A 26,890-nucleotide genomic window follows, 5' to 3' on the forward strand; every position below is an offset into this window, starting at 1 on the left:
GAGGATTACTGCACGATGAAGTCGTTGTAGAGCACGCCGGTGATGGCCAGCGGCTGGCCCCCTTCACTGTAGGGACGAGACAGCTCGTCACGCAGCGTGGTCTGGAGCGCCAGCTTGCCGGACTGGCTGCTCAGCTCTTGCGGGTTCTGGCCTGACAGCAACAGCAACATCCGGCTCTTGAGCTCAGGCAGGCGTGACTGCACCAGGCGTGAGGCGTCCTCGTCGGCCAGCTTGAAGGTCACCCCGATATAGAGCAGTCGATTGCCTCGCGGGCTCTCCAGGTTGACGGTGAACGGTGCCAGCGGCAGGAAGACGGGGGGCGCTTCGACCACGACGTCCGGCGTGTCGTCCGCCTCGCTCGCCTGGCGGTCACTGAAGACCGGCAAGGCGAAATAGACCACTGCCAGGGCAGCAATCACGGCCGTCACCATGCTGATCAGACCGATCATCAGCCAGGTACGGGATGGATTCTGTGAAGCAGTGGTCGATGACATCGTGATGCAAGGTCTCCGGGGTCGGTGGCTGGCGCCAGTATGCCCGACGGGCACCATGCCGAAGGGTGGAATAAGGCCACGCTTGGGGGCTTACTTGGGTGATGGTCGTATCATCTGCGCCTCAGGTCAGGCGCGGGGGCCTCTGCTCGCACGATGTCGTCACGCAAGTTCATCCCGCAGATCATGCCTGCCACTCGCGACCAGAGGAGAGCGCGGCAAGCGTCAGGTCGGAGGATTGGCGGCTCGCAAGCGCCGGGTCTCCAAGGGAGGAGGCCTGGCGGTCGTGAGTGTCTGATGAGGGGGCTCCTCCGGTGCGTGATGCCCAAAGGGGAGCGTGCTCGCCGGACTGTCGCTCGCCATGGCCGTCATCACGCCCACCTTGCTGGCCATCGCCCCAGTGGAACTGAGCAGCGGAATCGTCCTCGCCACTGATGGTGACCTCTGACAGGGCATGACCCTGCGCATCCAGCGCCTGACGCAGGTCCGCCAGGGACGCTTCCACCGCGGCACGCACCTGCTGATGCGCGGCGACGAAGTGCGCGCTGGTCGTCTGCTCGCCAAGGCTCAGGTGAATGCTGAGCCTGCCGAGATCCGCCGGGTTGAGCGTCAGCTCCGCCTGGGGCGTTCGGCTCAGTTGCATGCGCACCACCTGGTCGCTCAGGGACTGCTGCCAGGCCTGGCTGCCGACAGTGGGGGACACGCCGTGAAGAGTGCCTTGCAGCATGCCTTGCGGTGCCATGCCGGGGGCCGCGAGAGGCATGCCAGCCAGTGAGTGGCCACCGGAGGCGCTGCTGGCATCGCCCAGCATGCCGGAAAATAGCGCGACCTGATGGCTCGGCGACCCCGTCACGACACCTCCCTCGCCGGGGAGCGCGGTGAACGGTCCCGTCTCGCCCTGAGTCGGGCTTGCGGGAGTCAGCGCAGTGAGTGCACGGCTCACGGCGTCGGTTGATGTGCGGGACGACAGGGGCGGCGTGTCTGTCGGGGGAGACGTGGTGGGTGTGCCCGAGGCCTTGCCTGCCTCGCTCTTGACGTCACCGACCTTGCCGCTGCGCAGTGAGGTGAACCAGTCACTGCGCGGAAGAGACGCCTGGATCTGCTGCCCGTTGGCGCCCGCGAGCGCATCCGGCGTGGCGGAGCCGGAGGATGATCGGGCCTGATTCGTCATCTCCTGCAGGGCCTGCATGTGCTGTATCGCGCCATTGAGGTCCGAGGTGTCATCGGAGGGATGGCGGGGCTCGGCCTCGTGACTGGCGGTGGCGCCTGCAAGATCTCGAGAGCTCTCGTCAGTCGTGGCGTCAGCGCTTGAATCAGTACTTGAGCCAGCCTTGGCGGCGCGATCATCCTCGAGTGCTCGAGCTGACTCGTCGTTCGTCGGCTGCGCTCGCTGATGGCGGGATTGCAGGCGAGCTTCCTGAGCCTGCTCCGCACTGCGCTTCTCCTCACTGCGAGCCTGCGCCAGATGCTGCTCGAAGTCCTGACCGGGGGGACTGACCCGGGCATCGCGCGGCTGGCCGTTTGAAAAGGCCATCGACGACGAGGAAGGCCCTGTCGTGGCCAGGATGCTGGGGCTATCGGTCATGCAAGCTCTCCCTGATGCGCCGGAATACGCGCAGTGATCGTGCCGTCACTCACATGGCTCAGAGGCTGGCGTGGCGCCGCCAGGCCTGCATGGCCATCTCGTCACTGCGACGTTGCTCGCTTGCCCGAACTTCGCGACTGGTCTCCAGGGCGGCGCGTTCCGCCAAGCCCTGCCAGGCCGCATGGGTGCGCTGCTCGCTGACAAGACGTTGATGCCGGGCGGTCGTCTGCGACGTCTCCATCGCGACGCGCTGGCGGCACTGCGCAATGGCATTGTCCAGCGAGGCGATGAAGGTCTGGAAATTCTGCCAGCTGGCCGGGTCCAGACCCTGGGCCAGGCGCTGCTGCATCTGCTGGCGATAATCGAGTCGATATTGCTCCAGCGTCGCCAGCTGGCTGGCGGCGGAGTCCTGGCGCTGACGCTGCTGATTCAGCTGGCGTGCGGCACCATCACGGCGGCGTTCGCTCAACCGGGTCAAGGTGTCAAAGCGTGAAGTGGATAGGGTCATGCGTGACGTTCCCTCGTGATGGCGAAAGGCCCAGCAGTGACGCGACACAGCCGCGTCACTGCTGGGCCAGCAGCTGTTCCAGCATGTCAGTACTATCGGCAAGGCTGGCGCGTTGTGAAGTGGCCTGTTGCAGGAAATGCCCCATGGGCTCATGCAGGCGCACCGCGTTGTCCAGGGTCTTGTCGCTGCCCGGCTGGTAGGCCCCGATGGCGATGAGGTCCTGATTGCGCTGATAACTCGAGTACAGCTGCTTGAAGCGGCGGGCTCTGGTCAGCTGGCGCTCCGGCGCCACCGCGGACATCGCGCGGCTGATGGAGGCCTCGATATCGATGGCCGGGTAGTGCCCGCTCTCCGCGATGCGCCGCGACAGCACGATATGACCATCGAGAATCGCGCGGGCACTGTCCGCGATCGGGTCCTGCTGATCATCGCCTTCGGTGAGCACGGTATAGAAGGCGGTGATGGACCCGCCGCCACGCCGGCCGTTGCCCGTGCGCTCCACCAGTGCCGGCAGCTTGGCGAACACGGAAGGGGGATAGCCCTTGGTGGCCGGTGGCTCACCGATGGCCAGGGCAATCTCGCGCTGCGCCATGGCGTAACGGGTCAGCGAATCCATGATCAGCAGCACATCCCGGCCTTGATCGCGCAGGGATTCGGCGATGCGTGTCGCGTAGCTGGCCCCCTTGAGTCGATGCAGGGGGGTCATGTCAGCAGGGGTCGCGACCACCACCGCACGCTTGAGGCCTTCTTCGCCGAGCGTGTGCTCGATGAATTCCTGCACCTCGCGACCGCGCTCACCGATCAGGCCGACCACGATGACATCGGCATTGGTGAAGCGGGCCATCATCCCCAGCAGTACGCTCTTGCCGACCCCGGAGCCGGCAAACAGCCCCATGCGCTGCCCGCGGCCAACGCTGAGCAGGGCATTGATGGCGCGAATCCCCACGTCCAGCGGCGTGTCGATGGGGGCGCGTTCGAGGGGATTGAGCGGCTGACCCTCCAGGGGCGCATGACTGACGTCCTCCAGCGGCCCCAAACCATCCAGCGGTCGGCCGACGCCATCCACGACACGCCCCAGCAGGGCGTCGCCGACCGGATAGCGACGTTCGCCGACATTGCCATGCCCCAGGGGGATGACCTTGGCACCCGGCGCCACGCCACTGAGCGGGTCGATGGGCATCAGGTAGAGGGTCTGGTCGGCGAAGCCCACCACCTCGGCCTCTGCCGGTGCCATGCCCGGCCCCAGTTCGATCAGGCAGCTGGCACCCACTGGCAGCCGCAGGCCGACGGCTTCGAGTACCAGGCCGGTGGCACGCACCAGTCGCCCGGTGGTGAGCTGGGGTTCCAGCGTCTCGACGCGCTGACGGATGGCCTGCATGGCGCTGCGCCATTGCTGAGAGGCAGAATCGCTCATGAGGGCAGACGCCCGAGGGTGTCAGACGACAGCGATGACGCCGCCGGCGCTGCCGGTGATAGCGCGAAGGCGTTCTCGGGGGGCTCCTGCAGCGACGGCTCCAGGTGCAGGATACGTGCGCCTGCCGTGGTGTCATCCGTGGGGGCCGCGCGCTGGCGCAGCTGGCGTGACAGCAGTGCCAGTCGGCTTTCCAGACTGGCATCGTGACAGCCGCTGTCCGCCTCGGCACGACAGCCACCGACGCTGAGGCTGGTATCCGGCAGACATTGCCAGCCCAGGCGGGCAAGTTCGGCGCCCATCGCCTGCTCGACCCGCGGCAGATCCGCCGGATTCAGATAGAGGCGAGGGCGCCCGAGCAGCGGTGGATCCGCGGCCAGCAGGCTGCGGACGCTCTCGACGACATGCTCGGGGTGCGCGCGGAACGCCTCTCTGGCCAGATGCCGACCGACACTGACGGCGAGGGCCACCAGCTCATCGCCGATCTGCTCCTCGAGGCTGGTCAATGACTGTTGCAGGTGATGGACAAGCGGCGTGACCTGAGCCATCTGCTCGGCCAGCGCCTGTCGAGCGGCCTTGTCCTGCTGCTCGGCCTGCGCCTGTGCTTGCTGGCGTGCGCGTTCCAGCCCGGCTTGATAGCCGGCCGCTTCGCCAGCGGCGTAGCCTGCTTCATGGGCGGCCTGTTCGAGTTGGCGGCGCTGCGCTTCCAGCGTGGCACGTGCCCGTTGCGTCATGCGTCTGAGCAGCTCCGCATCCGGAGAAGTGCCTGACCCCGTCTGTCTCGTGCTTGCCTGTCGCGAGCCGGTGGCGTCTGGCCGCGCTTCCAGCGCCGTGTCCAGCGACTCGAGTTCCAGCGGCTGCCAGCCGTCATCTGCGCTGCTGGTGAGGTGATCAGACATAGGCGTCGCCACTCGAATTGATCACGATCTCGCCGCTGTCTGCCAGGCGACGGACGGTCTGCAGGATGCTCTTCTGCTCGCCCTCGACCTGGGTGACACGCACCGGGCCGCGCGCTTCCATGTCGTCCTTGAGCATCTCCGCGGCACGCTGCGACATGTTCTGCAGGAATTTCTGCAGTACCGCGTCGCCAGAGCCCTTGAGAGCGATCACCAGGGTGTCGTTGTCCACTTCCTTGAGCAGCAGCTGAATGGAGCGGTCCTCGAGATCGACCAGATTCTCGAACACGAACATCTCATCGACGATCTTCTGCGCCAGGGCTTCATCGTGGTGGCGTACCGCTTCCAGAGCCTGCTCTTCATGCTGGCCGGGCATCAGGTTGAGAATCTCCGCCGCCGTACGGATACCGCCCATCTTGCTGCGCTTGAGGTTCTGGCCATCGAGCATGTTGGCCAGGACTTCGGTCAATTCCTGCAGGGCTGCCGGCTGGACGCCATTGAAGGTGGCAATCCTGAGCAGCACGTCGTTGCGCAGGGCTTCCGCGAACTGCTCGAGAATCTGTGAGGCCTGATGACGTTCCAGATGCACCATGATGGTGGCGATGATCTGCGGATGCTCATCGCGGATCATCTCGGCGGCCAATGCCGGCTCCAGCAGATTGAGCGACTCGATGCCGTTGCTCTTGCCGGAACTTTCCAGAATGTCCTCGAGCAGGGAGCTGGCGCGATCCTGACCGAGTGCCTTGACCAGCACCGCGCGGATATGGTCGCTGGAGAGCATGTTGACCGCGCTGAACTGCTCACTGTCAGCATGGAAATCCTCGAGGGTCTTGGCCATCTGCTGATGGGACACCTGAGGCATGTGGGTCATGGTGGTGCTCAGTTTCTGGATCTCCTCGGTGGAGAGAAACTTGAAGACCTCGGCCGCGCTGTCTTCATCGAGGCTCATCAGCAGCGCGGCGCTGCGTTCCAGGTTGGACAGGGACTTACTCATGGTGACTCATCCAGTTCTTGAGAATCATGGCGACCAGGCGAGGGTCCTCACGGGCCATGTCACGGGCATCCTTGAGATTCTGCTGGTAAGTGCTGGGGCCACGAGAGGGCGGCTCCTGTCCCGAGGGAGCCCTCTGGCTGGCACCCGGCACAGCGACACTGGCCTCCATGCCTGCGGCAGATAGGCCCTCTCCCATGGGCCCCGCCGGTTGCCCGATGGTCTGGTAGTCACTCTGCGGGCGTAGCAGAGGTGTCAGCAGCGGCCGCAGCAGCTTGCGATACAGAATCCAGGCGACGATCAGGATGATCAGGTAGCGGCCAAGTTCGATGGCCAGTGCCTGGAGTTCAGGGTTCTGCCACCATTCGGCAATGTCATCCGGCCTCACGTCGGCGCTGCCTGCTATCACGAAGGGCGCATTGATCACGCTGAGGCTGTCGCCGCGCTGCTCGCTGTAGCCCATGGCCTGACGTACCAATGCCTTGATCTGCTCAAGCGCTTCGCTATCCAGCGGGCGGGAGGTGACATTGCCGTTGGCATCTGTCACGCCTCGGTGATTGACGACCACCGCCACCGACAGCTTGTCCAGTCGCCCCAGCCGCTCACGGGTATGACGCACGACCTTGTCCAGCTCGTAGTTGGTGATCGAGCTGTGCTGATAGTTGCCACCCCTTTCCTCATCGGTTGCGTGGCTGGCGGCAGTGTCACCCTCATCCCCGGTGTCATCCGCGGCATTGATGGGCGAGGCGGCGGTACCCGGTGGCGTATTGGACAGTGCCCCGGGAATGCCGCCGATCATCGCTATGTCACCCGCGCCGGCATTGTTGAGCTGTGCACTGCGCACGGCGGCAGTGCCGGGGGTCTGATTGGGGCTGTAGTGTTCTTCCGTCTGTTCGGAATGCGAGAAATCCAGCTGGGCGCTGACTTCGGCACGGAAGTTGTCGCGTCCCAGAATCGGGGTCAGCAATACGTTGATGCGCGACTGGTAGCGTTGCTCCAGCGCCTGGGCATATTCCAGGGCGCTGCCATCGAGATTGAGCGTATCGCCGGCCGGGCGCGACAGCGGCTCGCCATTCTGGTCCACGACGGTGATGTCCTCGCTCACCAGGCCCTGCACGCTGCCTGCCACCATATGCTGGATGGCCTGGATCTGGCGATCCTTGAGCTGTTGACCCCGATGCAACTCGACCACCACGGAGGCTGTCGCCGGGCGTCGCTCACGCACGAAGACGGATTCCTCGGGCAGGGCGAGATGCACGCGCGCGCTGGCGACGGGTTCGAGACTTGCGATGGTGCGTGACAGCTCCCCCGACAGGGCGCGCTGATAATTGACGTGCTCGGTGAACTGGCTGATGCCGAAGGCCTGGGTGTCCATCAGCTCGAATCCGGTACCGCCCTGACTCGGAAGGCCTTGCTGTGCCATGGACAGGCGCAGGCGATAGACCTGGTCTGCCGGCACTTCCAGGGTCGCGCCCTGATCACTGAGACGATAGGGCACGCCGGCCTGCTCGAGCTGTGTGACGATCTCGCCACCTTCATCGGCAGGCAGATCGCGGTACAGCACGCTCCACTGTGGTTGGGTACCCCATAGCAGCAGCGCGACGATGACGGCCACGCAGAACGCCGCCGCCATGATCAAGGGCAGGCGTGGCAGTGACGCCAGACGGGACTTGAGGTCATTGACGGTGTAGCTGCCGTTGCCCGCCGAGGGCTTGCTGGCTCCCTGGGGCGCTGACTGGCTGGGTGTACTCATGCAGATGTCCGGTTAGCGCAAGATGACGGCGCCGTGGTCTGGGGTCGCAGCGGTGGTGCCTGCAGGCAGGAGAGTTGTGTCACCCTCTTGTCGCAGGGTGCCCATTATCGAAGCTGTCGGGGTAACCAATCAGACGAATAGCGTGTCAAAAAGCGGGTATTAGCGACTTTCAGCTCTGCGTTTGGCTGATAGGCTGAGCTCCACTGAAAGCGGTAGACGAATGGCGCGCGTTGAGACAGGAGAGGCGGGATGGCAATCGAATCAGTTGGTGCGAGCGTGACGTCCGCGCTGTCACCCGCCATGAAGGACGGGGTGCAGCAACTTGAGCGCATGGCGGCTCAGGCCGCGGGGGGCAGCGGGCAGCCAGGCGAGATGACTGAGGCGTCGTCGGACTTTGCCGGCATGCTCAAGGACTCGCTGTCGCGCGTCAGCCAGTCTCAGCAGGTCGCGGCGGGGCAGGCCAAGGCCTTCGAGCTGGGCAGCCCGGATGTCAGCCTCGATCAGGTCATGGTGGCGGGCCAGAAGGCCTCACTGGAATTCGAGATGACCGTGCAGGTGCGCAACAAGTTGCTCAGCGCCTACAAGGAAATCATGAATATGGCGGTGTGATTCATGTCCGCTTCCAACAAAAAAGGGCAGACGCGATGCGTCTGCCCTTTTTTGTTGCTGCTTGATATCGCTGGCGGAGGTTGAAATAACAAGAGCACTATCAAAAAGGTCACTATCATCCGCCAGCGACCGGCCTGCCACTCTTGCTGAGTGACAGGCCTATGCAGCACGTGAGCCAGAGATCAGCCCAGTAGTGACAGCACGTTCTGCGGCACCTGGTTGGCCTGAGTCAGCATGGAAGTCCCCGCCTGCTGCAGAATCTGTGCAGTGGTCATGCTGGAGACTTCATCTGCGTAATCAGCATCCTGAATTCGTGACTGAGCAGATGCCAGGTTGGTTTCAGTCGTCGCCAGGTTGGTGATGGCAGAGTCGAAACGGTTCTGCACGGCACCGAGGTCGGAACGCATACTATCTACATTTTTGATTGCATCATCTAACTTACTTAGCATATCGCCAGCACCAGTAGCATCAGTCCCATCAGTGCCGTAGTACTCAGCCTTCACATCAAATTGACTGCCGCCTACGCCATCTCCGATATTTAAAGTAGACGAGTCGACTGCAGCGATGTCAATTGTGATGGTCTCACCATCATTTGCTCCCACTTGAATGGCAATTGATAAATCTCCACCGCCCGCTGTTGCCGCTCCGTCATCGCCTGCCAGTACTGCTCTTCCATTGAACTCTGTTTGACCAGAAATTCTATCTATCTCTTCAATTCGCGCGTCAATCTCAGCTTGGATAGAGTCAAGGTCAGCATCACTATTAGTGCCATTTGCTGCTTGAACGGTCAGCTCTCGAACACGTAGTAGGTTATCGTTGATCTGATTAAGTGCTCCCTCAGCGGTCTGTGCAAGTGAAATACCATCATTGGCATTCCGCTGTGCCTGGGACAGGCCGGTGATCTGGGCGTCCATGCGGTTGGCGATGGCCTGGCCGGCGGCATCGTCCTTGGCGCTGTTGATACGCAGCCCGGAGGACAGGCGTTCCATGGAGGTATTCAGGTCGTTCTGGGACTTACTCAGGTTCTGTTGAGTCACCATGGAAAGCGTGTTGGTATTGATCACTGAAGCCATGTGTCACTTCCTGTCGTAATGGGGAGATAGATGGCGTGTCGCCAGTAACGACTCCTGTGCCGTTGCTTCAGTTATCGTCGCGGCGCGACAGAACTTTAGAAATTTTTTGCGGCCTCTCGACGTTGCTCGTTCCAGCTGTCCCTCTGGCTTTCTTTATAGGCTCTCTTCACGGGCTCTTCTTACCGGCTATCCTGGCCACATTCAGTCGATCTGCTGGCGGGCTTGTGCGTGCCTCGCGGTCACTCACTGTCTCTTCATTTCTGCCTTCTCCAAGCCCCAGCAGTAACGCAAGGCAGGAAAGCCGTGCTTGAGGGCGGTTATTCAAGGGAATGGATTCTGGCGCGCGCGCGACAATACGCTGGGAACAGGAGTCCCGAGGTTGGGGGCATGACCCTGAGTCAAACGACCCCGAGGGATGCAAGCGAGGACCAGGACGCCGATGTATACCGCCAGTGGGCGTATGGCCCAGCAGGATATCTACTCTGAATACCAACCGCTGGTGCGCCGGATCGCGCTGCAGTTGCAGGTGCGCTTGCCAGCGAGTGTCGATCTCGAGGATCTGATTCAGGCCGGCATGTTGGGGCTGTGCGAATGCGTGGGCCGCTATGAGCAGGGCCACGGTGCCAGCTTTGCCACCTATGCCAGTCAGCGCATCCGGGGTGCGATGCTCGATGAGCTGCGCTCGCGCGACTGGTTGCCGCGCAGTGTGCGGCGGGCCGGGCGCGAGCTTGAGAGCGTGATCCAGCAGCTGGAGCAGAGCCTGGGTTATCCGCCCGAGGAGACCCAGATCGCCTCTGCCATGGGGCTTGAGCTGGAGGACTATCGACGCCTGCTGCTGGATACCAACAACGGCATGGTGATGTCGCTGGACGAGATGCTGGATGAGGATGGCGCTGCGCCGGGCGGAATCTCCACTCCCTACGTGGAACCCTTCGCATTGCCCCACGAGGCGCTGGAGGAGGCCGATACTCGCCGAGCACTCACCGAGGCCATCGGACGGCTTCCGGAGCGCGAGAAGCTGTTGATGGCGCTCTATTATCAGGAGAATCTCAATCTCAAGGAGATTGGCGCGGTGCTCGATGTCACCGAGTCGCGGGTTTCCCAGTTGCACTCTCAGGCCGTGCGCCGTCTGCAGGGTGTATTGGCGCCGCATCTGGTGGCGCGGGCGGGCAAGCGTCGCCGCTGAGCCTTTATCGTTATGAGCCTTCTTCGTTTCCCTGGTCTTTATCCCCCCGCTGAACCGTTTGCTGTTACGGCTGCCCTTGTTTTTCCTGTCCCGGTTCGCCAGCCGCTATTTCGCCCGCTCCAAACAAGAACACCGCCTCTCAGGGCGGTGTTCTTGGTTATCTCTTTTTTATTGTCAATCTCGGCATGCCGTCAGGCGTGATCAGTAGCTCTCGCGCTCCGGCTCCGACCTGACGCGGCGCTCCTCTTCACTGAGGTGCTGGGCCTGCTCGTCGATGTGGCCATCCAGATGCCAGTCGTCTTCCATGCCGGTGACGCGGTCGTTCATCACGCCTTCCTCGTTGTCGACCTGCTGCACGACGCCTCCTTCTGTTTCAGAGGCCGCTTCCTGTTGCTGGGCGGCAAGTTCTTCTTCGCTAGGCTCCGGCTCAGGTTCGGCATCGAAGTCGAATTCCAGCTGACCGGTTTCCGGCTCGGTGATGGCTTCCTCGACCCAGGCGGCACTCAGCGGACTGGTGGTGGAGGGCGCCACCACATAGTGACCGGGGTGATCGCCATCCTCGGCATCCAGCACCTGACGTGGCTTGCTGGTGACACTGGCGGCGAGAATCACGATCAGCACGTGGATGGCGGTCAGGGTATAGAGGAAGCCGACGGCCCCGAAGCGCTCCATCAGCAGACCCGCGGTGAGCGGGCCCAGAATCGCGCCCGCGCCATGCATCAGTACCAGCGTGCCGCTGGCGGAGATGATCTGTGGTGTGGTCAGCAGGTTGTTGGCCGCCGCCAGGAACAGCGAGTACTGGGTCAGGATCAACCCGCCGAGGCCCGCCCCCAGCAGCGCCATGGTCAGCATGCTGCCGCCACTGAACGGCACGCCGCCGATAGACAGCGCGATCGCCCCGACACTGCAGCCCAGAATCACCTTCTTGGCCGAGAGCTTGTCGGAGAGCTTGCCCAGCGGCCATTGCAGCAGGGCGGCCCCCAGGATGAAGGCGCCCATGAACCAGGAGACTTCCTGCACCGGCAGACCGGCGCGGTCGGCATACACCGCGCCCATGCCGAAGACGGTGCCGTTGGCGATGCCGGTGGCGAAGCCGCCCAGGGTGCCCAGCGGTGCCAGACGCAGCAGACGAACGATCCCCATGGCCTCCGGCTGCGCGCCTTCCGGTTGCGGTGAGGCGGACAGCAGCATCGGCACCAGCGCCAAGGACATGATCACCGACACCAGGATGAACAGCAGATAGGTATTCGGGTTGGCGACGTTGAGCAGCAACTGGCCACCGCCCATGCCCAGATAGGTGATCACCATGTAGATGGCCAGCAGCCGGCCACGCATCTGGTTGGTCGCCTGGCTGTTGAGCCAGCTCTCCGCCACCACGTAGAGGCCGGCGAAGGCGAAGCCGGTGATGAAGCGCATCGCGATCCACACCTCGGGCACCACATACAGCGCGTGGATCAGGATGCACACCGATGTGATGGAGGCCAGCGCCGCGAAGGTGCGCACATGGCCGACCCGACGCAGCTTGCGCGGTGCAAGCGTCGAGCCCAGCAGGAAGCCGGCGAAGTAGGCCGACATGATGATGCCCGTCATGGTGTTGCTGAAGCCTTCCGAGGAGGCACGAATCCCCAACAGACTGCCCTGCAGCCCGTTGGCCAGCATCAGCATCCCCATTCCCAGCAGCAGCGACCACAGAACGACCGCTGCGCCGAGACTGCTGGTCGGCTGCAGTCGTTTGGGCGACGTGTCGAGCGGCTCGGTCTCGAAGGTGGGAGTGGGTACGGCTTCCTGCTGGGGGTGCGGCATGGAAGGGGCCTCATCGGTCAGGGTCGGAACCGTTCAAGCGGTGCCGACGAGATGTCAGGTACGACACTTGCGTGCGTGATGGTGGTCAGTCGTGGTTGGTCCTTGCGGGAACGGCGCTCAGTCTACCGACCGAATCCGCAGTCTGCGACCCGTGGCGCGCCATTGCGTGGATGAAAGGCGACAGATCTGGAAATTTGTCGCAATGATGTAATGGGCTGGATGGATATACAGTCATCCGTGAAATCCTGACCTCGGAGGGGCTGGGGGCACGCTGGCGTTGTAAAAGGCACGGCATCAAGCAAAGTGAAATATCCTGAAACTCCCTGTTGGCGGGGCCTGAACCAAGGTTGGCCCTCTTGAATCGCTGGATACACTCCTTGGCAACACACGTTGATGACACCACATGGTCGAGAGTTTCGTACGCAAGAAGTCTCGGAAAACCCGAGGGGTGGATGCATATACAGTGATGGGAATGGAGTGAGATAGCATGTGAGCGTCGAAAAAGCGCCGATCTGTCGCATGGTCGAATGGTCAGAGACCAAAGTAGATGCGAATCTGCCCGAGGACACACTCAACAACATCATAATCAAGAGGTTATTCATGACCCTGATCGCCGCACTCGCCAACGCTGATTCCGCCTCCGGAGCTGACACCGTCTCTCGTCAATGGCATCGCCACGCTTCGATGTCTGCTATTCCTTCCACTACTTCTTCTACTTCTTCGCGTGTTGCCGCCCCGAGTCGCGCTGCCCTGATGGCTGGCGTGCTTGGCCTGGCTCTGCTGTCACCGCTGATGGCGAGTGATGCCGAGGCGCGCGAGCTGTCCGTCTCCACCGTGCTGTCGGATGCCTTCCCGTGGGGGCAGGCGGCCGAGAAGTGGGCGGAACTGGTAGAGGAGCGCTCCGGTGGCGATCTCACCTTGCGTGTCTATCCGAATGCCCAGCTGGTGGCGGGAGACCAGACCAAGGAATTCTCGGCCATGCGTCAGGGGCTGATCGATCTCGCGGTGGGCTCGACCATCAACTGGTCGCCCCAGGTGCCGGAGCTCAACCTGTTCTCGCTGCCGTTCCTGATGCCGGACCACGCCGCCATCGATGCGCTGACTCAGGGTGAGTCGGGCAAGCAGGTCTTCGCCGCCATCGAGTCCAAGGGCATCATGCCGCTGGCGTGGGGCGAGAATGGCTTCCGTGAGGTGTCCAATTCCTCGAAATCAATCACCACGCCGGACGACTTGAAGGGCCTGAAGATTCGTGTCGTGGGGTCGCCGCTGTTCCAGGACACCTTCACGGCGCTGGGCGCCAACCCGACCCAGATGAGCTGGGCGGATGCCAAGCCGGCGCTGACCACCGGTGCGGTGGATGGTCAGGAGAACCCGCTGTCGGTGTTTGATGTGGCGCGGATCGATCAGGTCGGCCAGACCCATCTGACCCTCTGGCACTACATGGCGGACCCGCTGATCTTCGCCGCCAACCAGCGTGTCTGGAAGTCGCTCAGTGAGGAGGAGCGCACTCTGCTGACCGTGACCGCCAGGGAAGCGGGTGCCTGGGAGATCGCCATGAGTCGTGAAGGCAATGCCCAGCGGCTGGCGGATATCGAGGCGCGCGGCGTGAATGTCGTCAAGCTCGATGACGATGCGATGCAGGCCTTCCGCGATGCTACCCAGTCGGTCTACGAAAGCTGGACACCGAAGATCGGTGAGGCGCTGGTCGAGACGGCACGTGCCGAGGTCGAGGCCTCGCGCTGAGTCTGGCCATGATCGCTGCTGATCACGGAGCAGATGACATCGGGAATAATGCGGTCTGTGCGCGTTATTGAGTGAAGAACCACGCCGGGGCCTGACAGCCTCGGCGTTCGTGTGGATCGCGTGTCATGTCGCAAAAGTCGCAACAACCGTCTCAACAAGCCTCACATCAAACTGGCACCAGCGCAGCGCCTGCCCCCGTGGACAGGCCACCGCCACGCGTGCGGCCGGAATCCTGGCTGGCGGCGTTGGCGCTGGGGCTGATCGGTATCATCAGTCTGGCCAATGTGGTGGTGCGCTACGCCACCGATGCCTCCTTTGCCTTTACCGAGGAATTCTCGGTCTTCCTGCTGGTGTTGTTGACACTGGCGGGCGCCTCGGTGGCGATTCGCCGTCAGGCACATATTCGTATCGCGCTGCTGGAAGACGTGCTGCCGTTGCCGCTGTGGCGACTGGTGGTGGTGGTGCAGACCCTGGCGGTACTTGTCGTGCTCGGATTGGTCGTCTGGTTTGGCGGCACCTTCGCACTGGAGGAGTATCAGTGGGAGTCGTTGTCACCGGGGCTGGGCCTGCCCAACTGGTGGTATGTGATCTGGCTGCCGCTACTGGGAGTGGCGATGGCCTGGCGCCAGCTGCAGCAGTGTGTTGATCGCTTGAAGCAAGGACCTGATTCACGGCAAGTGGATCGCGACCAGCGCAAGGAGTCAGATCATGAGTCCTGATCTCTGGTTGCTCGCAAGCTTCGCCGCGCTGTTGATACTCGGCGTGCCGGTGGCCTTCGCGCTGGGGCTGTCGGGTGCGGTGGGTATCGTCGCGGGTCTGCCGGTCAGCATGCTGGCCACCTTGGGGACCAATACCTACAACAGCATCGCCAAGTATCCGCTGATCGCCATTCCATTGTTCATCCTGACGGGGCTGGTGTTCGAGCGTGCCGGAGTGGCGGCGCGGCTGGTGCGCTTTGCCCAGGCGTTGATCGGGCCGCGTCACGGAGGCCTCGCGCTGGTGGCAGTGCTGGTGTGTCTGATCATGGGCGGCATGAGTGGTTCCGGCCCGGCGGATGCGGCCGCGGTGGCGATGGTGATGATTCCCAGCATGACACGGGCGGGATACCCCAAGGCGTTCTCGGCGACGCTGATTGCGGCCTCGGCCTCCACGGCGATCCTGATCCCGCCCTCCATCGCGTTGATCCTCTATTCCATCGTGGTGCCGGGGGTGGATCTGCGCGCGCTGTTTGCCGCAGGGCTGATTCCGGGCTTGCTGGTGGGTGTGGCCTTGCTGGTACCGGCCTGGGTGCTGTCGCGGCGCTATCGCTGGGAAGATCCGACTCAGGTGGAACGTATCGCGCTGGGTCCGGCGTTCCGCTCAGCGATTCCGGCGTTGCTGGCACCGGTGATCATCCTCGGCGGGCTGCGCTCAGGCCTCTTCACGCCCACGGAAGCGGCGGTGGTGGCGGCCGCCTACGGGCTGTGTGTCGGGCTCTTCATCACCCGTGAGCTCAAGCTCTCTCAGGTGTGGGAACTGCTCAGGGAAGCAGCGGTGATCTCGGGGGTGGTGATGCTGATCATCGCGCTGGCGGGCATATTCGCCTGGGCCGGCACCATGCTGGGTACCTTCCGCCATCTCGCCGAGTGGTTGATCACGCTGTCCGATAGCGGCACGACGCTGCTGATTCTGGTGATGGTGGCGGTACTGATCGCCGGGATGCTGCTGGATGCGGTCTCCATCTACCTGATCCTGATGCCGGTGCTGATTCCGGTGATGCAGCACTTCGGGTGGCATCCGGTATGGTTCGGCATCCTGCTGGCGATGAACATCGCGATCGGCCAGTTCACGCCGCCGGTGGCCGTCAATCTGATGGTGACCAGCAGTGTGGCCGGTGTTCGACTCGAGAAGACCGTCGGATGGGCGATGGTCTTTGTCGTGGCGATGCTCGCGGCCCTGGCAGTGGTGATGCTGTTCCCGGAACTGGCGCTATGGCTGCCGCGCATCCTCGGTTATGCCGTATAACGCAACCGAGTGAGCGCGTTGTTGAGTGCGAAAGCGGAGCGGAGCCTTCAAAAGCGGCTTGTCGAGAGGCAAGCCGCTTGTCATGACTGCCACACCCACCAGATGTTCTGCCCGGACGCTGACTTCACCCGCGCGCCTACTGGAAAATCCAGCAGGGGGAAGCACTTGCGCACTGTCGCGTCTCATCACGGGCACGTGGCAACTCGCCTGATAAATGTTAGCCTGCATATATTCTTGTGGGGTGGCGGGCGCTTGAGACCTTGAATGCAGGCGAACCTGCCTCCATTGGTTGACGTTGACTGAGCGTCAATGCTGGCGACCAATCTCGCCTATCGCCCCCCGCATGCGTGATCTCACCTCCAGAGGATCTCCAAAGGACATGTGTCGATGAACGAAACACCCCCTGACATGCCATTGGCAGGTTTCAATGCACTGCACGAGATGGTGGTGGGAGAATTCCTGATCAGCCCCATGCTGGTCTATGCGCTGGCGGCGCTGGTGATCGCCGGGTTGATTCGCTCGTTGCTGCACCGGGTGCTTGCCAATCATGAGCTATGGTTCGAGGCCTGGTTCGACATCTCGCTCTTCATCATCTGTCTGACAGGAATCGTCGCACTGGTGACCTGACGCCTTCACCGAATCGCGTCTGGTCCGTCACTCATCGTCATCGCGACAGCGCTCGCGTCGCAGGCGTCAGATGTCCCTCGTCATTCACCTGTCGCGTCACTGTGGCAACGTCACCCCATCTTCGAAGGCGGTCGAGCTCAGGCGTCACTGGCAAGCATCACTCTGCGCAACCTCGTGTGAGCCGAGGCTCCCGTCAGGATCAACTCTTCAAGGAAACTGCATGAGCAAGTCTCGACAGAAAGTCGTGAAATGGGTCATTACCCTGTGTCTGGTGGCCGTGGCGGTCTGGTGTGCCATCTGGCTATGGAAGACCTACATGTACAGTCCCTGGACGCGGGATGCTCGCGTGCGTGCCGAGGTGATCACGCTGAGCCCTGACGTGTCCGGCTGGGTGAGTGAACTCAACGTGGCGGACACCACTCGCGTCAAGCAGGGCGACGTGATTCTGCAGATCGACCAGGCCCGCTATGCGGCGGCGCTGGCTCAGGCCAAGGCGAGTCTGGCCAGTGCCAAGGCCACCTTGCGGCTCAAGGAGCATGAAGCCAATCGACGCAGTCGCCTGACCAACCGGGCGATCAGTGAAGAGGAGCGTGACAGTGCTCGTCTCGAGGCCGAGGTAGCTCGCGCCGATGTGCAGCAGGCCGAGGCGGCGCTTCAATCCGCGCAACTGGATCTTGACCGTACCCAGCTGACCGCCCCGGCGGATGGCAGCATCCTCAACATGCACCTGACGCAGGGCAACTATGTGACGGCGGGTACTTCGGTCATGGCATTGATCAAGGATGACTCCTTCTATCTCAGCGCCTATTTCCAGGAAACCAAGCTGCAGCATGTGCGCAAGGGAGATCCGGTCCAGATCACGCTGATGAGCGGCAACAAGGACTTCAAGGGCCGTGTCGTGGGAATCGGTGAGGGGATCGCCGATGACAATACCGCGACCAATGCCCAGCAGCTGCCGCAGGTGAGTGCGACTTTCAGCTGGGTACGCCTGGCACAGCGCATCCCGGTGAGAGTGGAGTTCGATGATATCGAGGCGGTACGGGCGTCCGGGGTCAATCTGGCGGCAGGCATGACGGCGAGTGTCCGGCTGCTCAGTGACATCACCGATGCCGAGGACATCGGCCACGGAGCACCTTGATCGATGTCTCCGGCACTCGCGGCGTTTCTCAGACCCTCTTCCTTTGCCCTGAAGTTCGCCTTCAAGGGTGTCCTTGCCATGTCACTGGCACTCTATGCGGCCTTCTATTTTGATCTGGATCGCCCGTACTGGGCGCTGATCTCGGCGGCCTTTCTGCAGATACGCCCGATGTCGGGGATGGTGGTCGAGAAGGGCATCTGCCAGATCGCCGGCACCGTGGCGGGTGTCGGTGTCGCCGTCGTGATCATGGGGCTGTTTGCCCAGGCGCCGGAACTGGCACTGGGCAGTGTCACCCTGTGGATCGGCCTGTGCATCTACGGGGCTTCGCTCACCCACAATAACCTCTCCTATGGCTGCGTGATGGGGGCAGTGGCCTGCATGATCATCGTGGTGCTGACGTCCTCGGCGCCCGGCAACTTCTTCTCGGTGGCGCTGGCTCGCCTCAGTGAGTTGAGTCTCGGTGCACTGTGCGCCGTGCTGGTCAGTGCGCTGGTCTGGCCGATACGTGTGCGAGACCATCTGGGGCAGCTGGCGGATACCGCCGTCAACGCCACCTTCCGTTACATGGCGCTGGCCTTCTCGGACCCCTCCCAGGATGACCTGAGCGCCGAGCAACGGCATGCCGAGGAGAATCGCGAACGTCAGGCGATGCTCGAACAGATGATGACCGGCCTTGGGGCGCTCAACAATCTCGAGATCGATGCCCACTCCGCGCGATATGAGGGGCCTCAGGGCAAGGGGCGTATCCGCGGTGTCCATCTGCTGACTCGGCGGAGCATGCGCCTCTATGCCACCCTCAAGGCACTGCATCAGCTGCGTCACCCGGAATTCTTCCTGCGCCATCACGCCACTGGCGCTGACGGTGAGTCCGAGCACCACAACGCCATCGACGACGACGGGCAAGACGATCAGCTCGCGCGTCCGGCCGTTCAGCAACCGGAGCGCTTCAGTCAACCGACACAGGACCTGATGCAGCGACTCGGCAGCGCCTTCCAGAGCATGGCCGACAACCAGGGGATCGGGCAGGCACGCGCCACCTTGAAGGAGCTGCGCGGAGAATGCCTGAGAATCTCGCGCGGTCAGCGCAATCTGTCAGCCCTCGAGGCACGGCTGCTCTATAGTCTGCGGGAAGTGCTGGGCCATGCGCTGGTGATGCTTCAGGCACGTGAGGTCATCAATCATCCCGGTCGCCATCAATTGCGCCAGCCCAGTCTGAGCTGGCATCGCGATCACGGACGAGCGGCGACCAATGCGCTGCGTGCCATGCTGATCTTCGGGACTACCTCCATCTTCTGGCTGGCGACGGCCTGGGACAATGGGGCGGTGGCCATGCTGCTGGGCACGTTGTTCTCCGGTATCTTCGCCAGTCGCGATGACCCCGCCCCCATCATCCCCATGGTGCTCAAAGGCCTGCTGTTCGCCGTGCCCAGTGTGCTGTTGTTCGGCAATGTCCTGTTGAGTCAGGCCCAGCATTTCGTGCCGTTCATTCTGATCTTCAGTGTTCCGTTGTTCATCGGCCTGATGGGGTCCGTGGTGCCGGTGCTGGCGGGGATCTGTCTGCCGTTCGTGGTGTTCAATATCCTGCTGGTGATGCCCGACAACGGCATGACCTTCGATGTGGCCTATACCCTCAACCGGAGTCTGGCGGCCGGGATCGGCCTGATCGTGACCATTCTCGGGTTTCGCCTGATCCCGGTACCCGGGGCCAGCTGGGACAAGCGCCAGCTGATCCAGACAACGGCGAGTGATATCCGGGAGCTGGCCGAACGCCCCGCTCAGCAGGTGGACAGCTGGTTCGGGGGACGCATGGGGGATCGCCTGCTGCGTCTTGCCCGCCATGAGCAAAGCCGTCAACAGGAACAGCAGTCACGTCAGGGCGGGGCCGATTCATCTGCGGTCGCGGACGAGCCACAGGGAATGCCTCTGATGTCTCTGGGCCTGACAGGCATGGATATCGGGCGCGGAATAGGCTTCGTGCGACGCGAGCTTGGCGAGAACATGTCCAGGCCCGTGCAGCGTGCCTTGCAGAGCTTGATTCTGGCGCTGGCGGAGGATTTCGAGCGATGCAGTCAGGGCAAGCGCCCCAGGCGTCTTCAGAAGGCCGGGCGCCGATTCTCGCAGACCATCGCCGAACAGGACGCCATGAGTCGCCACAAGCAAGCCTTGCTGGCGGGCTGGCTGGAGCGGGTGCAACTCACGCTCGAGAGTGATGCGTTGCGTCAGAACGCGTGAATCTGACGCCTGATCAATGTTCAGCGCTCAGGCGTCGGATGGTCCGTTAAAAAACGCTAATAAAAGCAACCGTGGCAAGAGCATCTGGTCTATCATTGAAGATATCTGCTCATATCTGAGCGAAATGCATGAGATATCTACTACGGGGAAGCATCATGGCTTTCATGAATGACATCAGCAACAGTGGTCGTGATGCCCCTGATCGCTTCAAGCGCGTCACCTTCACGACGCAATACCTGCACGAATTGAGCCTGTATGTGCTGCCCGGCAGTGAAGTGCTGCTGCGAGTGAGCCAGGCCAGTGAGGACCTGATGCTGTTGCAGTTCGATGATGACTTCTACGCCGAGTTCATTGCCTCGCGTATCGTCGACTGGGTGGCGGAGAATCCCCGGGCCGACAAGGAAGATCTGACGCTCTGGATCAAGACGCGTGCCCGCGCCGAAGTCCCCATGATCCAACAGCATCACGTCTATTGAGACTGTCCGTGCCATCAAGGCGTCCTGAGACAGCTGTCCCAGGTATCGAAACGACACAGGCCACCCCTTGAGGTGGCCTGTGTCGTTTCTGTCGCCCTTGGCTTTCAGAGGCATGTCGTGGTCAGAAGCTGCCAAACAGGCTGCCCAGCGTCACGACACTGATCAGTGCCAGCATCGGGAACGCCACGGTCATCATGAACATCTGTCCGTAGGACTGGCGGTGAGTCAGCTTGCAGATGGCCAGCAGCGTGATGACTGCACCTGAGTGCGGTAGCGTATCCATGCTGCCAGCCGCCAGTGCCGCCACACGGTGCATCAATTCAGGGTCTATCCCGGCATTGACGGCCATCTCCATGTAGGTAGAGCCCAGTGTCGAGAGCGCGATGCTCATGCCGCCCGAGGAGGAACCGGTAATCCCTGCCAGCACGTTGACCGCCACGGCCTCCGAGATCAGCGGATTGTCGGGGTAGAGCCCCAGTACTGCCTCCTTGACCAGTGCAAAGCCGGCCAGGCTTGCGATCACGGCGCCATAACCGACCTCCGAGGCGGTGTTGAAGACGGGCAGCATGGCACCGAAACAGCCATTGTTGACCGTCGCCTTCAAGTCAGCCCACTGCTTCCAGCGAGTCACCACCAGCCAGAGTGACGCACAGCTCAGCGCGATCAATATCGACCACATGCCGGTGGCGCCGGCCGGGTCCAGCTCCGGGAAGGCGTCATTGAGATAGGAGAAGTCGATGCGTGGGAAGACCAGGTAGGTGAGCAGGGCATTCAGTCCGATCACCAGTATCAGCGGGATCACGGCTGTCAGCATGCTCATGTGTGCCACCGGCGCATCATCATTCAATGCCTCATTGTCATGCTTGCCATAGCCTTCGCCCTGCGCCTGAGCTTTCGTGGCTCTGCCCTTCAGCCACCAGGTGCCCAGCCCCAGCATGATCAGACCGGCGATGATGCCGAGTCCGGGAGCCGCGAAGCTGTTGGTCTGGAAATAGGGAATCGGAATCGCGTTCTGGATCGCCGGGGTACCGGGCAGGGCGGTCATCGTGAAGGTGAAGGAGCCCAGCGCCAGTGCCGCGGGCAGCAGTCGCTTGGGTGTCGAGGTGCGCCGGAAGAGCTGGGCCCCGATGGGATAGACGGCGAAAGCGACCACGAACAGCGAGACGCCACCGTAGGTCAGCAGGGCGCAGGCCAGCACGACGGTGAGAATCACATGGCGGGTTCCGAGGCGCTTTACCAGCCCCTCGGAAATCGCGTGGGCTGCCCCGGAATCCGCCATCAACTGGCCAAACAGGGCACCGAGAATGAACAGCGGAAAGAACTTGGCCAGGTAGCCGCCCAGCTGGCTCATGAAGGTGACGGTATAGCTGGGCAGCAGGGCGCCTGCATCACCTGAAAGCACGACGGCAAGAGCCGCCATCACAGGTGCCAGCAACAGAACGGTGATACCGCGGTAGGCCAGGAACATCAACAGTCCCAGCGATATCAGAATGGCAAGAATGCTCATGAAGGGGACATCTCGTGGTTGGCGTTGTAGTCATGGTGTGCCGTCTGCCAATGACGACGTATGTCCTGTGAACAGATGCGTTTCCTGTAATTATTTCTTTATATGGACTGTTCTACAGTGACATCTGGCTCACGGTAGAGTTTGTCTGACAAGAGGACAATGCGGCTTAAGTGGCAGCGTGGGACTCCCGTATCGGGGGTTGGCAAGGCGTGTGGTACAACAGATAGAATTTATACCGTTATCTTTCGTTTGAATAAAAAATCCTGCCAGTTCCGCGAGTCTCCAGGGCTGAAGGGACCATCGTGTCAGCAGAAGACCTGCCACGGGAAGGGGCTGTGTTCTCAACACCGCCAGCGGCAAGCTCTTGACGAAAACTCTTGTTGGCAACTGTCGCCTTAAGAAAAAGGCGGTACCCGGAGGCACCGCCAGAAACGATCGAACCATCCGCCGGTCGCGAGGCCGACAGGGGTCATGGAGTCATACGTACGTGACGCTTGTCTGGATGATGGCAAAGCCACTGAAGCGCTCCGTTGCTGTCATCGCCTTGGACATCTCCTCATGCCATGCGCCAGATACTGACGCCAGCGGGAGCGAGCTGTTGGCCTCCGCAGATCCAGCCATCTTCCGGCACCAGGCCTTCGGGTAGCCAGCGTGGTTCAGGCGAATAATTGAAGGCAAACACCAGATTGCCTCTGCAGCGCAGGCGCACACCCTCCGGCAGGGCGGTGGTAAGGATGGCTGCCTTGCGACATTCCTCGACCAGCACGGCCATGAGGGTGTCTTCTTCAAGCCAGGCGGTCAGATAGCTGACCCCTGCGCGCTCCGTGAGAGCCGCTTCTCCATCATCGAAACGAGTCACGACCCTTGCCGTGGTACGCGTGCTGTCGAGCAGGTCTCGCCAGCGCAACGCGTGGCCATGATGACCATTGGCCGTGGTGACCCCGGGGCAGGCACCGGGGCGCAGACCATCGACTCGATCGACCGTGACGCCGGCCAGCTCGCCGAGGGCGCCCGGTGCCAGTTGATCGGGTATCTGGAAGTCTGGCGTGCGTGAGCCGGAGCGTGCGCCGATCACGATACGGCTGCCGCTGTCACGTGCAGCGCTCAGGCGTGCCGCAAGCGCATCGTCGGCAATCACCTGACAGGGCAGCACGACGAGAGGATAGCCACTGACATCATCACGAGGGGAGACGATGTCGATGTCCAGACCCAGCCTGCGAAGGGCGCTGTACCAGCTCAGATGCAGTTCCAGCGCATCGAAGTCCTCGGCATGCGGTTGAATCTGGCAGGCCCAGATCGAGGCATAGTCGAACATCAAGGCCACGGGGGACTGTTCGGTCTCGATCTCGCGCCCACTGAGGCCTTCTGCGCTCAAGCTAGCCAGTTCATCGCGGACCTGCAGCAGCTCCGGCCAGGCCGAGGCCGGTGAACCATCCGGACGCAACAGACCCGCATGCATCTGTTCCTGCGCGAAGGGGGCCTGACGCCAACGGAAATAGGAGACGACTTCCGCACCGTGGGCAAAGGCCTCATGGCTCCAGAGGCGAACCATGCCGGGCAGTGGGGCGGCATTGCTGATGGCCCAGTTGACCGGCCCCGGCTGTTGCTCCATGACCCACCAGCGCCCTTTGCACATGGCGCGATAGAGGTCGTGGTGGAAACCGGCGAAATCAGGGTGGCCCTGTTGGCGATAGAACGCCTTGGTGGCCTCGGGATGGGCACCACGCTCCAGAAAGCCCAACGGGTAGCTATCCCAGCTGGCGATGTCCAGGTCCCGGGCGACGTCAAAGTGGTCAAACTCCGTGAACAGGCCCATGAAGTTGTGCACGATATCGACGTTCACGCCGCTGTCTCGCAGCGTCTGGACCTGAAGCCGGTTGTACTCGACCACCATGTCGGAGCAGAAGCGACGATAATCCAGCACGATCGCCGGATGTGGCTCGGTGACGGTGCCGACCGGCGCCTCGACCTGCGAGAAGGCGGTCACTTCCAGGCTCCAGAACACCGCGCCCCATGCCTCATTGAGCGCTTCGACACTGCCGTAGCGTTGTTCCAGCCACTCAGGAAAGCCTGCACGCGCCGCCCGAGAGTAGCTGAGGATGGTGTCGTGACAGCCGTATTCGTTGTCAGTCTGCCACGCCATGATCGCCGGATGAGTGGCGTAGCGCTCCCCCATCAGACGCACGATACGCTCGCTCTGCGTGCGATAGACGGGCGAGGAGAAGCAGTAATGACGACGTGAGCCATACCCCCGCACCTGGCCATGCTCATCGACGGCCAGTATCTCGGGGTGGGCATCCACCAGCCATTTCGGGGGCGTGGCCGTCGGGGTTCCCATCACGATCTTGAGACCGGCGCGGGCAAGCACCTCAACGGCCTCGTCGAGCCACTCGAAACGCAGCTCTCCGGAGCGCGGCTCCAGCCGACTCCAGGCGAACTCGCCTATGCGCACCACGCGAATGCCGGCCTCGAACATGTCACGGGCATCCTGCGCCCAGCGCTCACGCGGCCAGTGTTCCGGGTAATAACAGACGCCGATTTGCATACAGGTCATCCTTGAATCGGTGAAGTGATAGCTGGAGCACAGGCTCAGTCAACGTCGTGTGCCGCCGTCAGGTGGATCAGGATCGCCTGTTCCGGGTCAAGCACCGGCAGGGCAAGCCCAGCACGCATCAGCATCTCGCCACTGGCGACGACGGGCTCCCCCGAGAGCTGGGCCTGCACCCAGGCCGGCAGCTGCTTCATGCGGCGTTCGGGATGTTCCGGCAGTTTCAGCAGCTCGAGTCGATAATGCTGCCCGGCGATGAGCCCTGCCAGCGGCTGTGGCGCAGGTATGGCGTGTCGTGGCATGGCCAGCTGGCTGATGCAGTAAAGCGCCTCTTCACCGTCCTGGCTGACCACGCCATGTGCATGCTGGCCGTCATCCAGGCAGTCCAGACGCCAGCTCACGCCGCCATGCAACAGCCCGCGCAATGCCTTGTAGCGCTCGATCCAGACGCGCAGCTCCCCACGCTCGCATGGCGCGAGCTGGCTGACGTCCAGTTCAAGGCCCAGGTGACCGAACAGGGCCGTGGAGGCACGGAAGGCAAGGGAGGTACGCCGCGACGTGGTGTGTGCATGCTCCGGCCCGATATGGGCCCCGAGCAGCTCCGGCGGCAGGAAGCGACTGGCACCGCGCTGGATGTGCGTTCGCTCATGCGGGTCGTTGCAGTCCGAGGTCCAGACGCGATGGGTGTGGCGCAGAATGCCGTGGTCGGTACGGGCGCCCCCCGAGGCGCAGCTCTCGATTTCCACCTCAGGGTGCGCCTGGCGCAGACGTGCGAGCAGCGCATAGAGCGCTTGTACCTGAGCATGCGCTGCAGGCATGCCGCGTCGCTCGCCGGACTGGGTCGCGGCGTGGGTGAGGTCGCGATTCATGTCCCACTTGAGATAGCGGATCGGGTAGTCGCTGAGCAGGGCATCCAGTCGCGCAAACAGATAGTCAGTGACGTCAGGGCGTGTGAGATCCAGCACGCATTGATACCGCCCCAGTGGCTGCTCACGGCCTTCCAGCGCCAGTATCCAGTCGGGATGCGTGCGAAAGAGCGCGCTGTCAGGATTGACCATCTCGGGTTCCACCCACAGACCGAATTCCATGCCCTGGGCATGGACGGACGCGATCAATGGCCCCAGTCCCTCGGGGTATTTGCCCTGATCCAGGTACCAATCGCCCAGCGCTGCTCGCTCACCATCGCGGCCCACGAACCAGCCATCGTCGAGCACGAAGCGTTCCGCGCCGACGTCGCCGGCAGCGGTGACCAGCTCCTCCAGCCGCTCGGCGTCGTGATCGAAATAGAGGGCCTCCCAGGTGTTGACGTGGACCGGGCGAGGCTTGTTCGGCGTCGGCCAGTCAAGCCGTGCACGCAAGGTACGATGCATGCGCTGACTGGCGCCATTGATGCCCGTGTCAGACCACGCCATGACGACTTCCGGCGTGGTGACGCTGTCCCCGGCGGCCAGTACCTGCTCACCGGGCAACAGCAGTGCGCCCAGCTGCAGTTGCGTGCTGCCATCGAACTGGCGCTCCACCAGCAGTCGATGGTTGCCGCTCCAGGCCAGGTGCGCGCTGATGACCTCCCCGGACTGCTCACTGAAGCCCTCGGTACCCACGATGAGGGAGGGCACACGCTGGTGAGAGCTGCGCCCGCGCCGATTCTCGAGCGTGAAGGTGCCTTCACTCAGGGCGTGGCGTGTCTCGGTGAACTCCTGGACCCAACGGCCACCGAAGCTCAGGCACTGTTCGAATCGGTTCGGCAGTGGCAGGCAGCAGGCCGCCAGCCACTCGAGACGATAGTCTGCCGTACCAGGATTGCGCAGGGTGGTGGACTGACGCAGCACCCCCTCGTTGGTGAGCGTGAGTGACAGCAGAACTTCCAGCTCGCTCGTGGCATCCGCCAGTGTCAGCTGGGCATGCGCGCCCAGTGAATCGGTCGAGCACGCCACCTCATTCAGTCGCATGTCGGTGAGCCAGTCACGCCCATCACGGTCACCGATCAAGGCCGGATAGCCCGCAAAACCAAGCCCGGCATCATTGAACAAGGTATTGGGCGGCAGCTGATCGAGACTTGCCTGGGGCGTGGCAGCAGCGCTCATCAGGCGGTGCTGGGCTGGCGTGACCGGGGCGATGCGCCCCAGGTGGGCCAGCCTGAGCAGGCCATCGGCGAGATCCAGCTGCAGCTGGATGCCGTCGGCGCTCAGGCTCAGCCATTGCTGTTGGGGGGACCAGGTTGCGTCGGGCGCTGCCGAAGGTCGGGTGGATGAGGCGTCTGCGGTCATCATGAGAGGTCCAGAAATAAAGAAGAATCAGAGACGGAATGG

The 26,890-nt window shown here is 62.6% G+C and carries 21 protein-coding genes; 9 read left to right on the forward strand and 12 right to left on the reverse strand.

What is annotated here, in order from left to right:
* Positions 1-5 precede the first annotated feature (5 nt).
* The 7 genes from QD228_RS07495 to fliF all read right to left on the reverse strand — a co-directional run bounded on the left by QD228_RS07495 (position 6) and on the right by fliF (position 7,635).
* Positions 6-494 carry a flagellar basal body-associated FliL family protein gene (locus QD228_RS07495; protein WP_279874976.1) on the reverse strand — a complete coding sequence of 163 codons (489 nt, stop codon included), beginning with the start codon at positions 492-494 and terminating at the stop codon, positions 6-8.
* Positions 495-675: 181 nt separating this feature from the next.
* Entirely contained in the window at positions 676-2,076 is a 1,401-nt protein-coding gene (locus QD228_RS07500) for a flagellar hook-length control protein FliK (protein ID WP_279874977.1), read from the reverse strand.
* 58 nt (positions 2,077-2,134) lie between these two features.
* The gene (gene fliJ, locus QD228_RS07505; RefSeq protein ID WP_127735356.1) at positions 2,135-2,584 is read right to left on the reverse strand and encodes a flagellar export protein FliJ; all 450 of its coding nucleotides are present in this window, start codon (positions 2,582-2,584) and stop codon (positions 2,135-2,137) included.
* 55 nt (positions 2,585-2,639) lie between these two features.
* Complete coding sequence (gene fliI / locus QD228_RS07510) at positions 2,640-3,998, reverse strand: flagellar protein export ATPase FliI (RefSeq protein ID WP_084208648.1); 1,359 nt, start codon at positions 3,996-3,998, stop codon at positions 2,640-2,642.
* Positions 3,995-4,894, reverse strand: a complete 900-nt coding sequence (locus QD228_RS07515) for a FliH/SctL family protein (protein WP_279874981.1) — start codon at positions 4,892-4,894, stop codon at positions 3,995-3,997. The genes fliI and QD228_RS07515 overlap by 4 nt, the downstream gene beginning before the upstream one ends.
* The gene (gene fliG / locus QD228_RS07520; protein WP_084208650.1) at positions 4,887-5,885 is read right to left on the reverse strand and encodes a flagellar motor switch protein FliG; all 999 of its coding nucleotides are present in this window, start codon (positions 5,883-5,885) and stop codon (positions 4,887-4,889) included. The genes QD228_RS07515 and fliG overlap by 8 nt, the downstream gene beginning before the upstream one ends.
* Positions 5,878-7,635: a flagellar basal-body MS-ring/collar protein FliF gene (gene fliF, locus QD228_RS07525; protein WP_279874984.1), complete on the reverse strand. Its 1,758-nt coding sequence runs from the start codon at positions 7,633-7,635 to the stop codon at positions 5,878-5,880. The genes fliG and fliF overlap by 8 nt, the downstream gene beginning before the upstream one ends.
* Before the next feature lie 249 nt (positions 7,636-7,884).
* Here fliF and fliE point away from each other — a divergent pair, with 249 nt between their 5' ends.
* On the forward strand, positions 7,885-8,244 hold the full coding sequence (gene fliE / locus QD228_RS07530; protein ID WP_077376288.1) for a flagellar hook-basal body complex protein FliE: 360 nt from the start codon (positions 7,885-7,887) through the stop codon (positions 8,242-8,244).
* 182 nt (positions 8,245-8,426) lie between these two features.
* Here fliE and QD228_RS07535 read toward each other — a convergent pair whose 3' ends face one another.
* Entirely contained in the window at positions 8,427-9,317 is an 891-nt protein-coding gene (locus tag QD228_RS07535; protein ID WP_279874986.1) for a flagellin, read from the reverse strand.
* A gap of 439 nt (positions 9,318-9,756) precedes the next feature.
* Here QD228_RS07535 and QD228_RS07540 point away from each other — a divergent pair, with 439 nt between their 5' ends.
* Positions 9,757-10,503 carry an RNA polymerase sigma factor FliA gene (locus QD228_RS07540; protein ID WP_279874988.1) on the forward strand — a complete coding sequence of 249 codons (747 nt, stop codon included), beginning with the start codon at positions 9,757-9,759 and terminating at the stop codon, positions 10,501-10,503.
* A 201-nt stretch (positions 10,504-10,704) separates the two neighbouring features.
* Here the strand turns inward: QD228_RS07540 and QD228_RS07545 are convergent, their stop codons facing one another.
* A complete protein-coding gene (locus QD228_RS07545; protein ID WP_279874990.1) occupies positions 10,705-12,306 on the reverse strand; it encodes an MFS transporter in 1,602 nt (533 codons plus the stop codon).
* 753 nt (positions 12,307-13,059) lie between these two features.
* Here QD228_RS07545 and QD228_RS07550 point away from each other — a divergent pair.
* The 7 genes from QD228_RS07550 to QD228_RS07580 all read left to right on the forward strand — a co-directional run bounded on the left by QD228_RS07550 (position 13,060) and on the right by QD228_RS07580 (position 20,526).
* A complete protein-coding gene (locus QD228_RS07550) occupies positions 13,060-14,049 on the forward strand; it encodes a DctP family TRAP transporter solute-binding subunit (RefSeq protein WP_279875086.1) in 990 nt (329 codons plus the stop codon).
* A gap of 218 nt (positions 14,050-14,267) precedes the next feature.
* Positions 14,268-14,768 (forward strand): TRAP transporter small permease, encoded by a 501-nt coding sequence (locus QD228_RS07555; RefSeq protein WP_279874992.1) that lies wholly within the window; start codon positions 14,268-14,270, stop codon positions 14,766-14,768.
* Entirely contained in the window at positions 14,758-16,053 is a 1,296-nt protein-coding gene (locus QD228_RS07560; RefSeq protein ID WP_077376303.1) for a TRAP transporter large permease, read from the forward strand. Before QD228_RS07555 ends, QD228_RS07560 begins: the two co-directional genes overlap by 11 nt.
* 387 nt (positions 16,054-16,440) lie before the next feature.
* On the forward strand, positions 16,441-16,680 hold the full coding sequence (locus QD228_RS07565; RefSeq protein WP_240499517.1) for a DUF1656 domain-containing protein: 240 nt from the start codon (positions 16,441-16,443) through the stop codon (positions 16,678-16,680).
* 220 nt (positions 16,681-16,900) lie between these two features.
* Positions 16,901-17,818 carry an HlyD family secretion protein gene (locus QD228_RS07570; protein ID WP_279874994.1) on the forward strand — a complete coding sequence of 306 codons (918 nt, stop codon included), beginning with the start codon at positions 16,901-16,903 and terminating at the stop codon, positions 17,816-17,818.
* A gap of 3 nt (positions 17,819-17,821) precedes the next feature.
* On the forward strand, positions 17,822-20,050 hold the full coding sequence (locus tag QD228_RS07575; RefSeq protein WP_279874996.1) for an FUSC family protein: 2,229 nt from the start codon (positions 17,822-17,824) through the stop codon (positions 20,048-20,050).
* Positions 20,051-20,205: 155 nt separating this feature from the next.
* Entirely contained in the window at positions 20,206-20,526 is a 321-nt protein-coding gene (locus tag QD228_RS07580) for a hypothetical protein (protein WP_139345462.1), read from the forward strand.
* Between the two features lie 121 nt (positions 20,527-20,647).
* Here the strand turns inward: QD228_RS07580 and QD228_RS07585 are convergent, their stop codons facing one another.
* From QD228_RS07585 to QD228_RS07595, 3 genes are all read right to left on the reverse strand, one after another.
* Positions 20,648-22,033 carry a GntP family permease gene (locus tag QD228_RS07585; protein ID WP_279874999.1) on the reverse strand — a complete coding sequence of 462 codons (1,386 nt, stop codon included), beginning with the start codon at positions 22,031-22,033 and terminating at the stop codon, positions 20,648-20,650.
* A gap of 556 nt (positions 22,034-22,589) precedes the next feature.
* A complete protein-coding gene (locus QD228_RS07590) occupies positions 22,590-24,578 on the reverse strand; it encodes a beta-galactosidase (RefSeq protein WP_279875001.1) in 1,989 nt (662 codons plus the stop codon).
* A gap of 44 nt (positions 24,579-24,622) precedes the next feature.
* A complete protein-coding gene (locus QD228_RS07595; protein WP_279875003.1) occupies positions 24,623-26,851 on the reverse strand; it encodes an alpha-galactosidase in 2,229 nt (742 codons plus the stop codon).
* Positions 26,852-26,890: the final 39 nt, after the last annotated feature.

This window comes from Cobetia sp. 3AK (assembly GCF_029846335.1).
GTDB classification, from domain to species: domain Bacteria; phylum Pseudomonadota; class Gammaproteobacteria; order Pseudomonadales; family Halomonadaceae; genus Cobetia; species Cobetia marina.

Excerpts from the sequence above, each read along its gene's own strand:
- QD228_RS07580 (WP_139345462.1), top strand. The coding sequence starts at position 20,206 with ATGGCTTTCATGAATGACATCAGCAACAGTGGTCGTGATGCCCCTGAT.
- QD228_RS07515 (WP_279874981.1), bottom strand. The coding sequence starts at position 4,894 with ATGTCTGATCACCTCACCAGCAGCGCAGATGACGGCTGGCAGCCGCTG.
- fliE (WP_077376288.1), top strand. The coding sequence starts at position 7,885 with ATGGCAATCGAATCAGTTGGTGCGAGCGTGACGTCCGCGCTGTCACCC.
- QD228_RS07550 (WP_279875086.1), top strand. The coding sequence starts at position 13,060 with ATGGCTGGCGTGCTTGGCCTGGCTCTGCTGTCACCGCTGATGGCGAGT.
- QD228_RS07495 (WP_279874976.1), bottom strand. The coding sequence starts at position 494 with ATGTCATCGACCACTGCTTCACAGAATCCATCCCGTACCTGGCTGATG.
- QD228_RS07570 (WP_279874994.1), top strand. The coding sequence starts at position 16,901 with ATGAGCAAGTCTCGACAGAAAGTCGTGAAATGGGTCATTACCCTGTGT.
- fliI (WP_084208648.1), bottom strand. The coding sequence starts at position 3,998 with ATGAGCGATTCTGCCTCTCAGCAATGGCGCAGCGCCATGCAGGCCATC.
- QD228_RS07565 (WP_240499517.1), top strand. The coding sequence starts at position 16,441 with ATGAACGAAACACCCCCTGACATGCCATTGGCAGGTTTCAATGCACTG.
- QD228_RS07590 (WP_279875001.1), bottom strand. The coding sequence starts at position 24,578 with ATGCAAATCGGCGTCTGTTATTACCCGGAACACTGGCCGCGTGAGCGC.
- fliJ (WP_127735356.1), bottom strand. The coding sequence starts at position 2,584 with ATGACCCTATCCACTTCACGCTTTGACACCTTGACCCGGTTGAGCGAA.
- QD228_RS07595 (WP_279875003.1), bottom strand. The coding sequence starts at position 26,851 with ATGATGACCGCAGACGCCTCATCCACCCGACCTTCGGCAGCGCCCGAC.
- QD228_RS07585 (WP_279874999.1), bottom strand. The coding sequence starts at position 22,033 with ATGAGCATTCTTGCCATTCTGATATCGCTGGGACTGTTGATGTTCCTG.
- QD228_RS07535 (WP_279874986.1), bottom strand. The coding sequence starts at position 9,317 with ATGGCTTCAGTGATCAATACCAACACGCTTTCCATGGTGACTCAACAG.
- QD228_RS07560 (WP_077376303.1), top strand. The coding sequence starts at position 14,758 with ATGAGTCCTGATCTCTGGTTGCTCGCAAGCTTCGCCGCGCTGTTGATA.
- fliG (WP_084208650.1), bottom strand. The coding sequence starts at position 5,885 with ATGAGTAAGTCCCTGTCCAACCTGGAACGCAGCGCCGCGCTGCTGATG.
- fliF (WP_279874984.1), bottom strand. The coding sequence starts at position 7,635 with ATGAGTACACCCAGCCAGTCAGCGCCCCAGGGAGCCAGCAAGCCCTCG.
- QD228_RS07575 (WP_279874996.1), top strand. The coding sequence starts at position 17,822 with ATGTCTCCGGCACTCGCGGCGTTTCTCAGACCCTCTTCCTTTGCCCTG.
- QD228_RS07545 (WP_279874990.1), bottom strand. The coding sequence starts at position 12,306 with ATGCCGCACCCCCAGCAGGAAGCCGTACCCACTCCCACCTTCGAGACC.
- QD228_RS07500 (WP_279874977.1), bottom strand. The coding sequence starts at position 2,076 with ATGACCGATAGCCCCAGCATCCTGGCCACGACAGGGCCTTCCTCGTCG.
- QD228_RS07540 (WP_279874988.1), top strand. The coding sequence starts at position 9,757 with ATGTATACCGCCAGTGGGCGTATGGCCCAGCAGGATATCTACTCTGAA.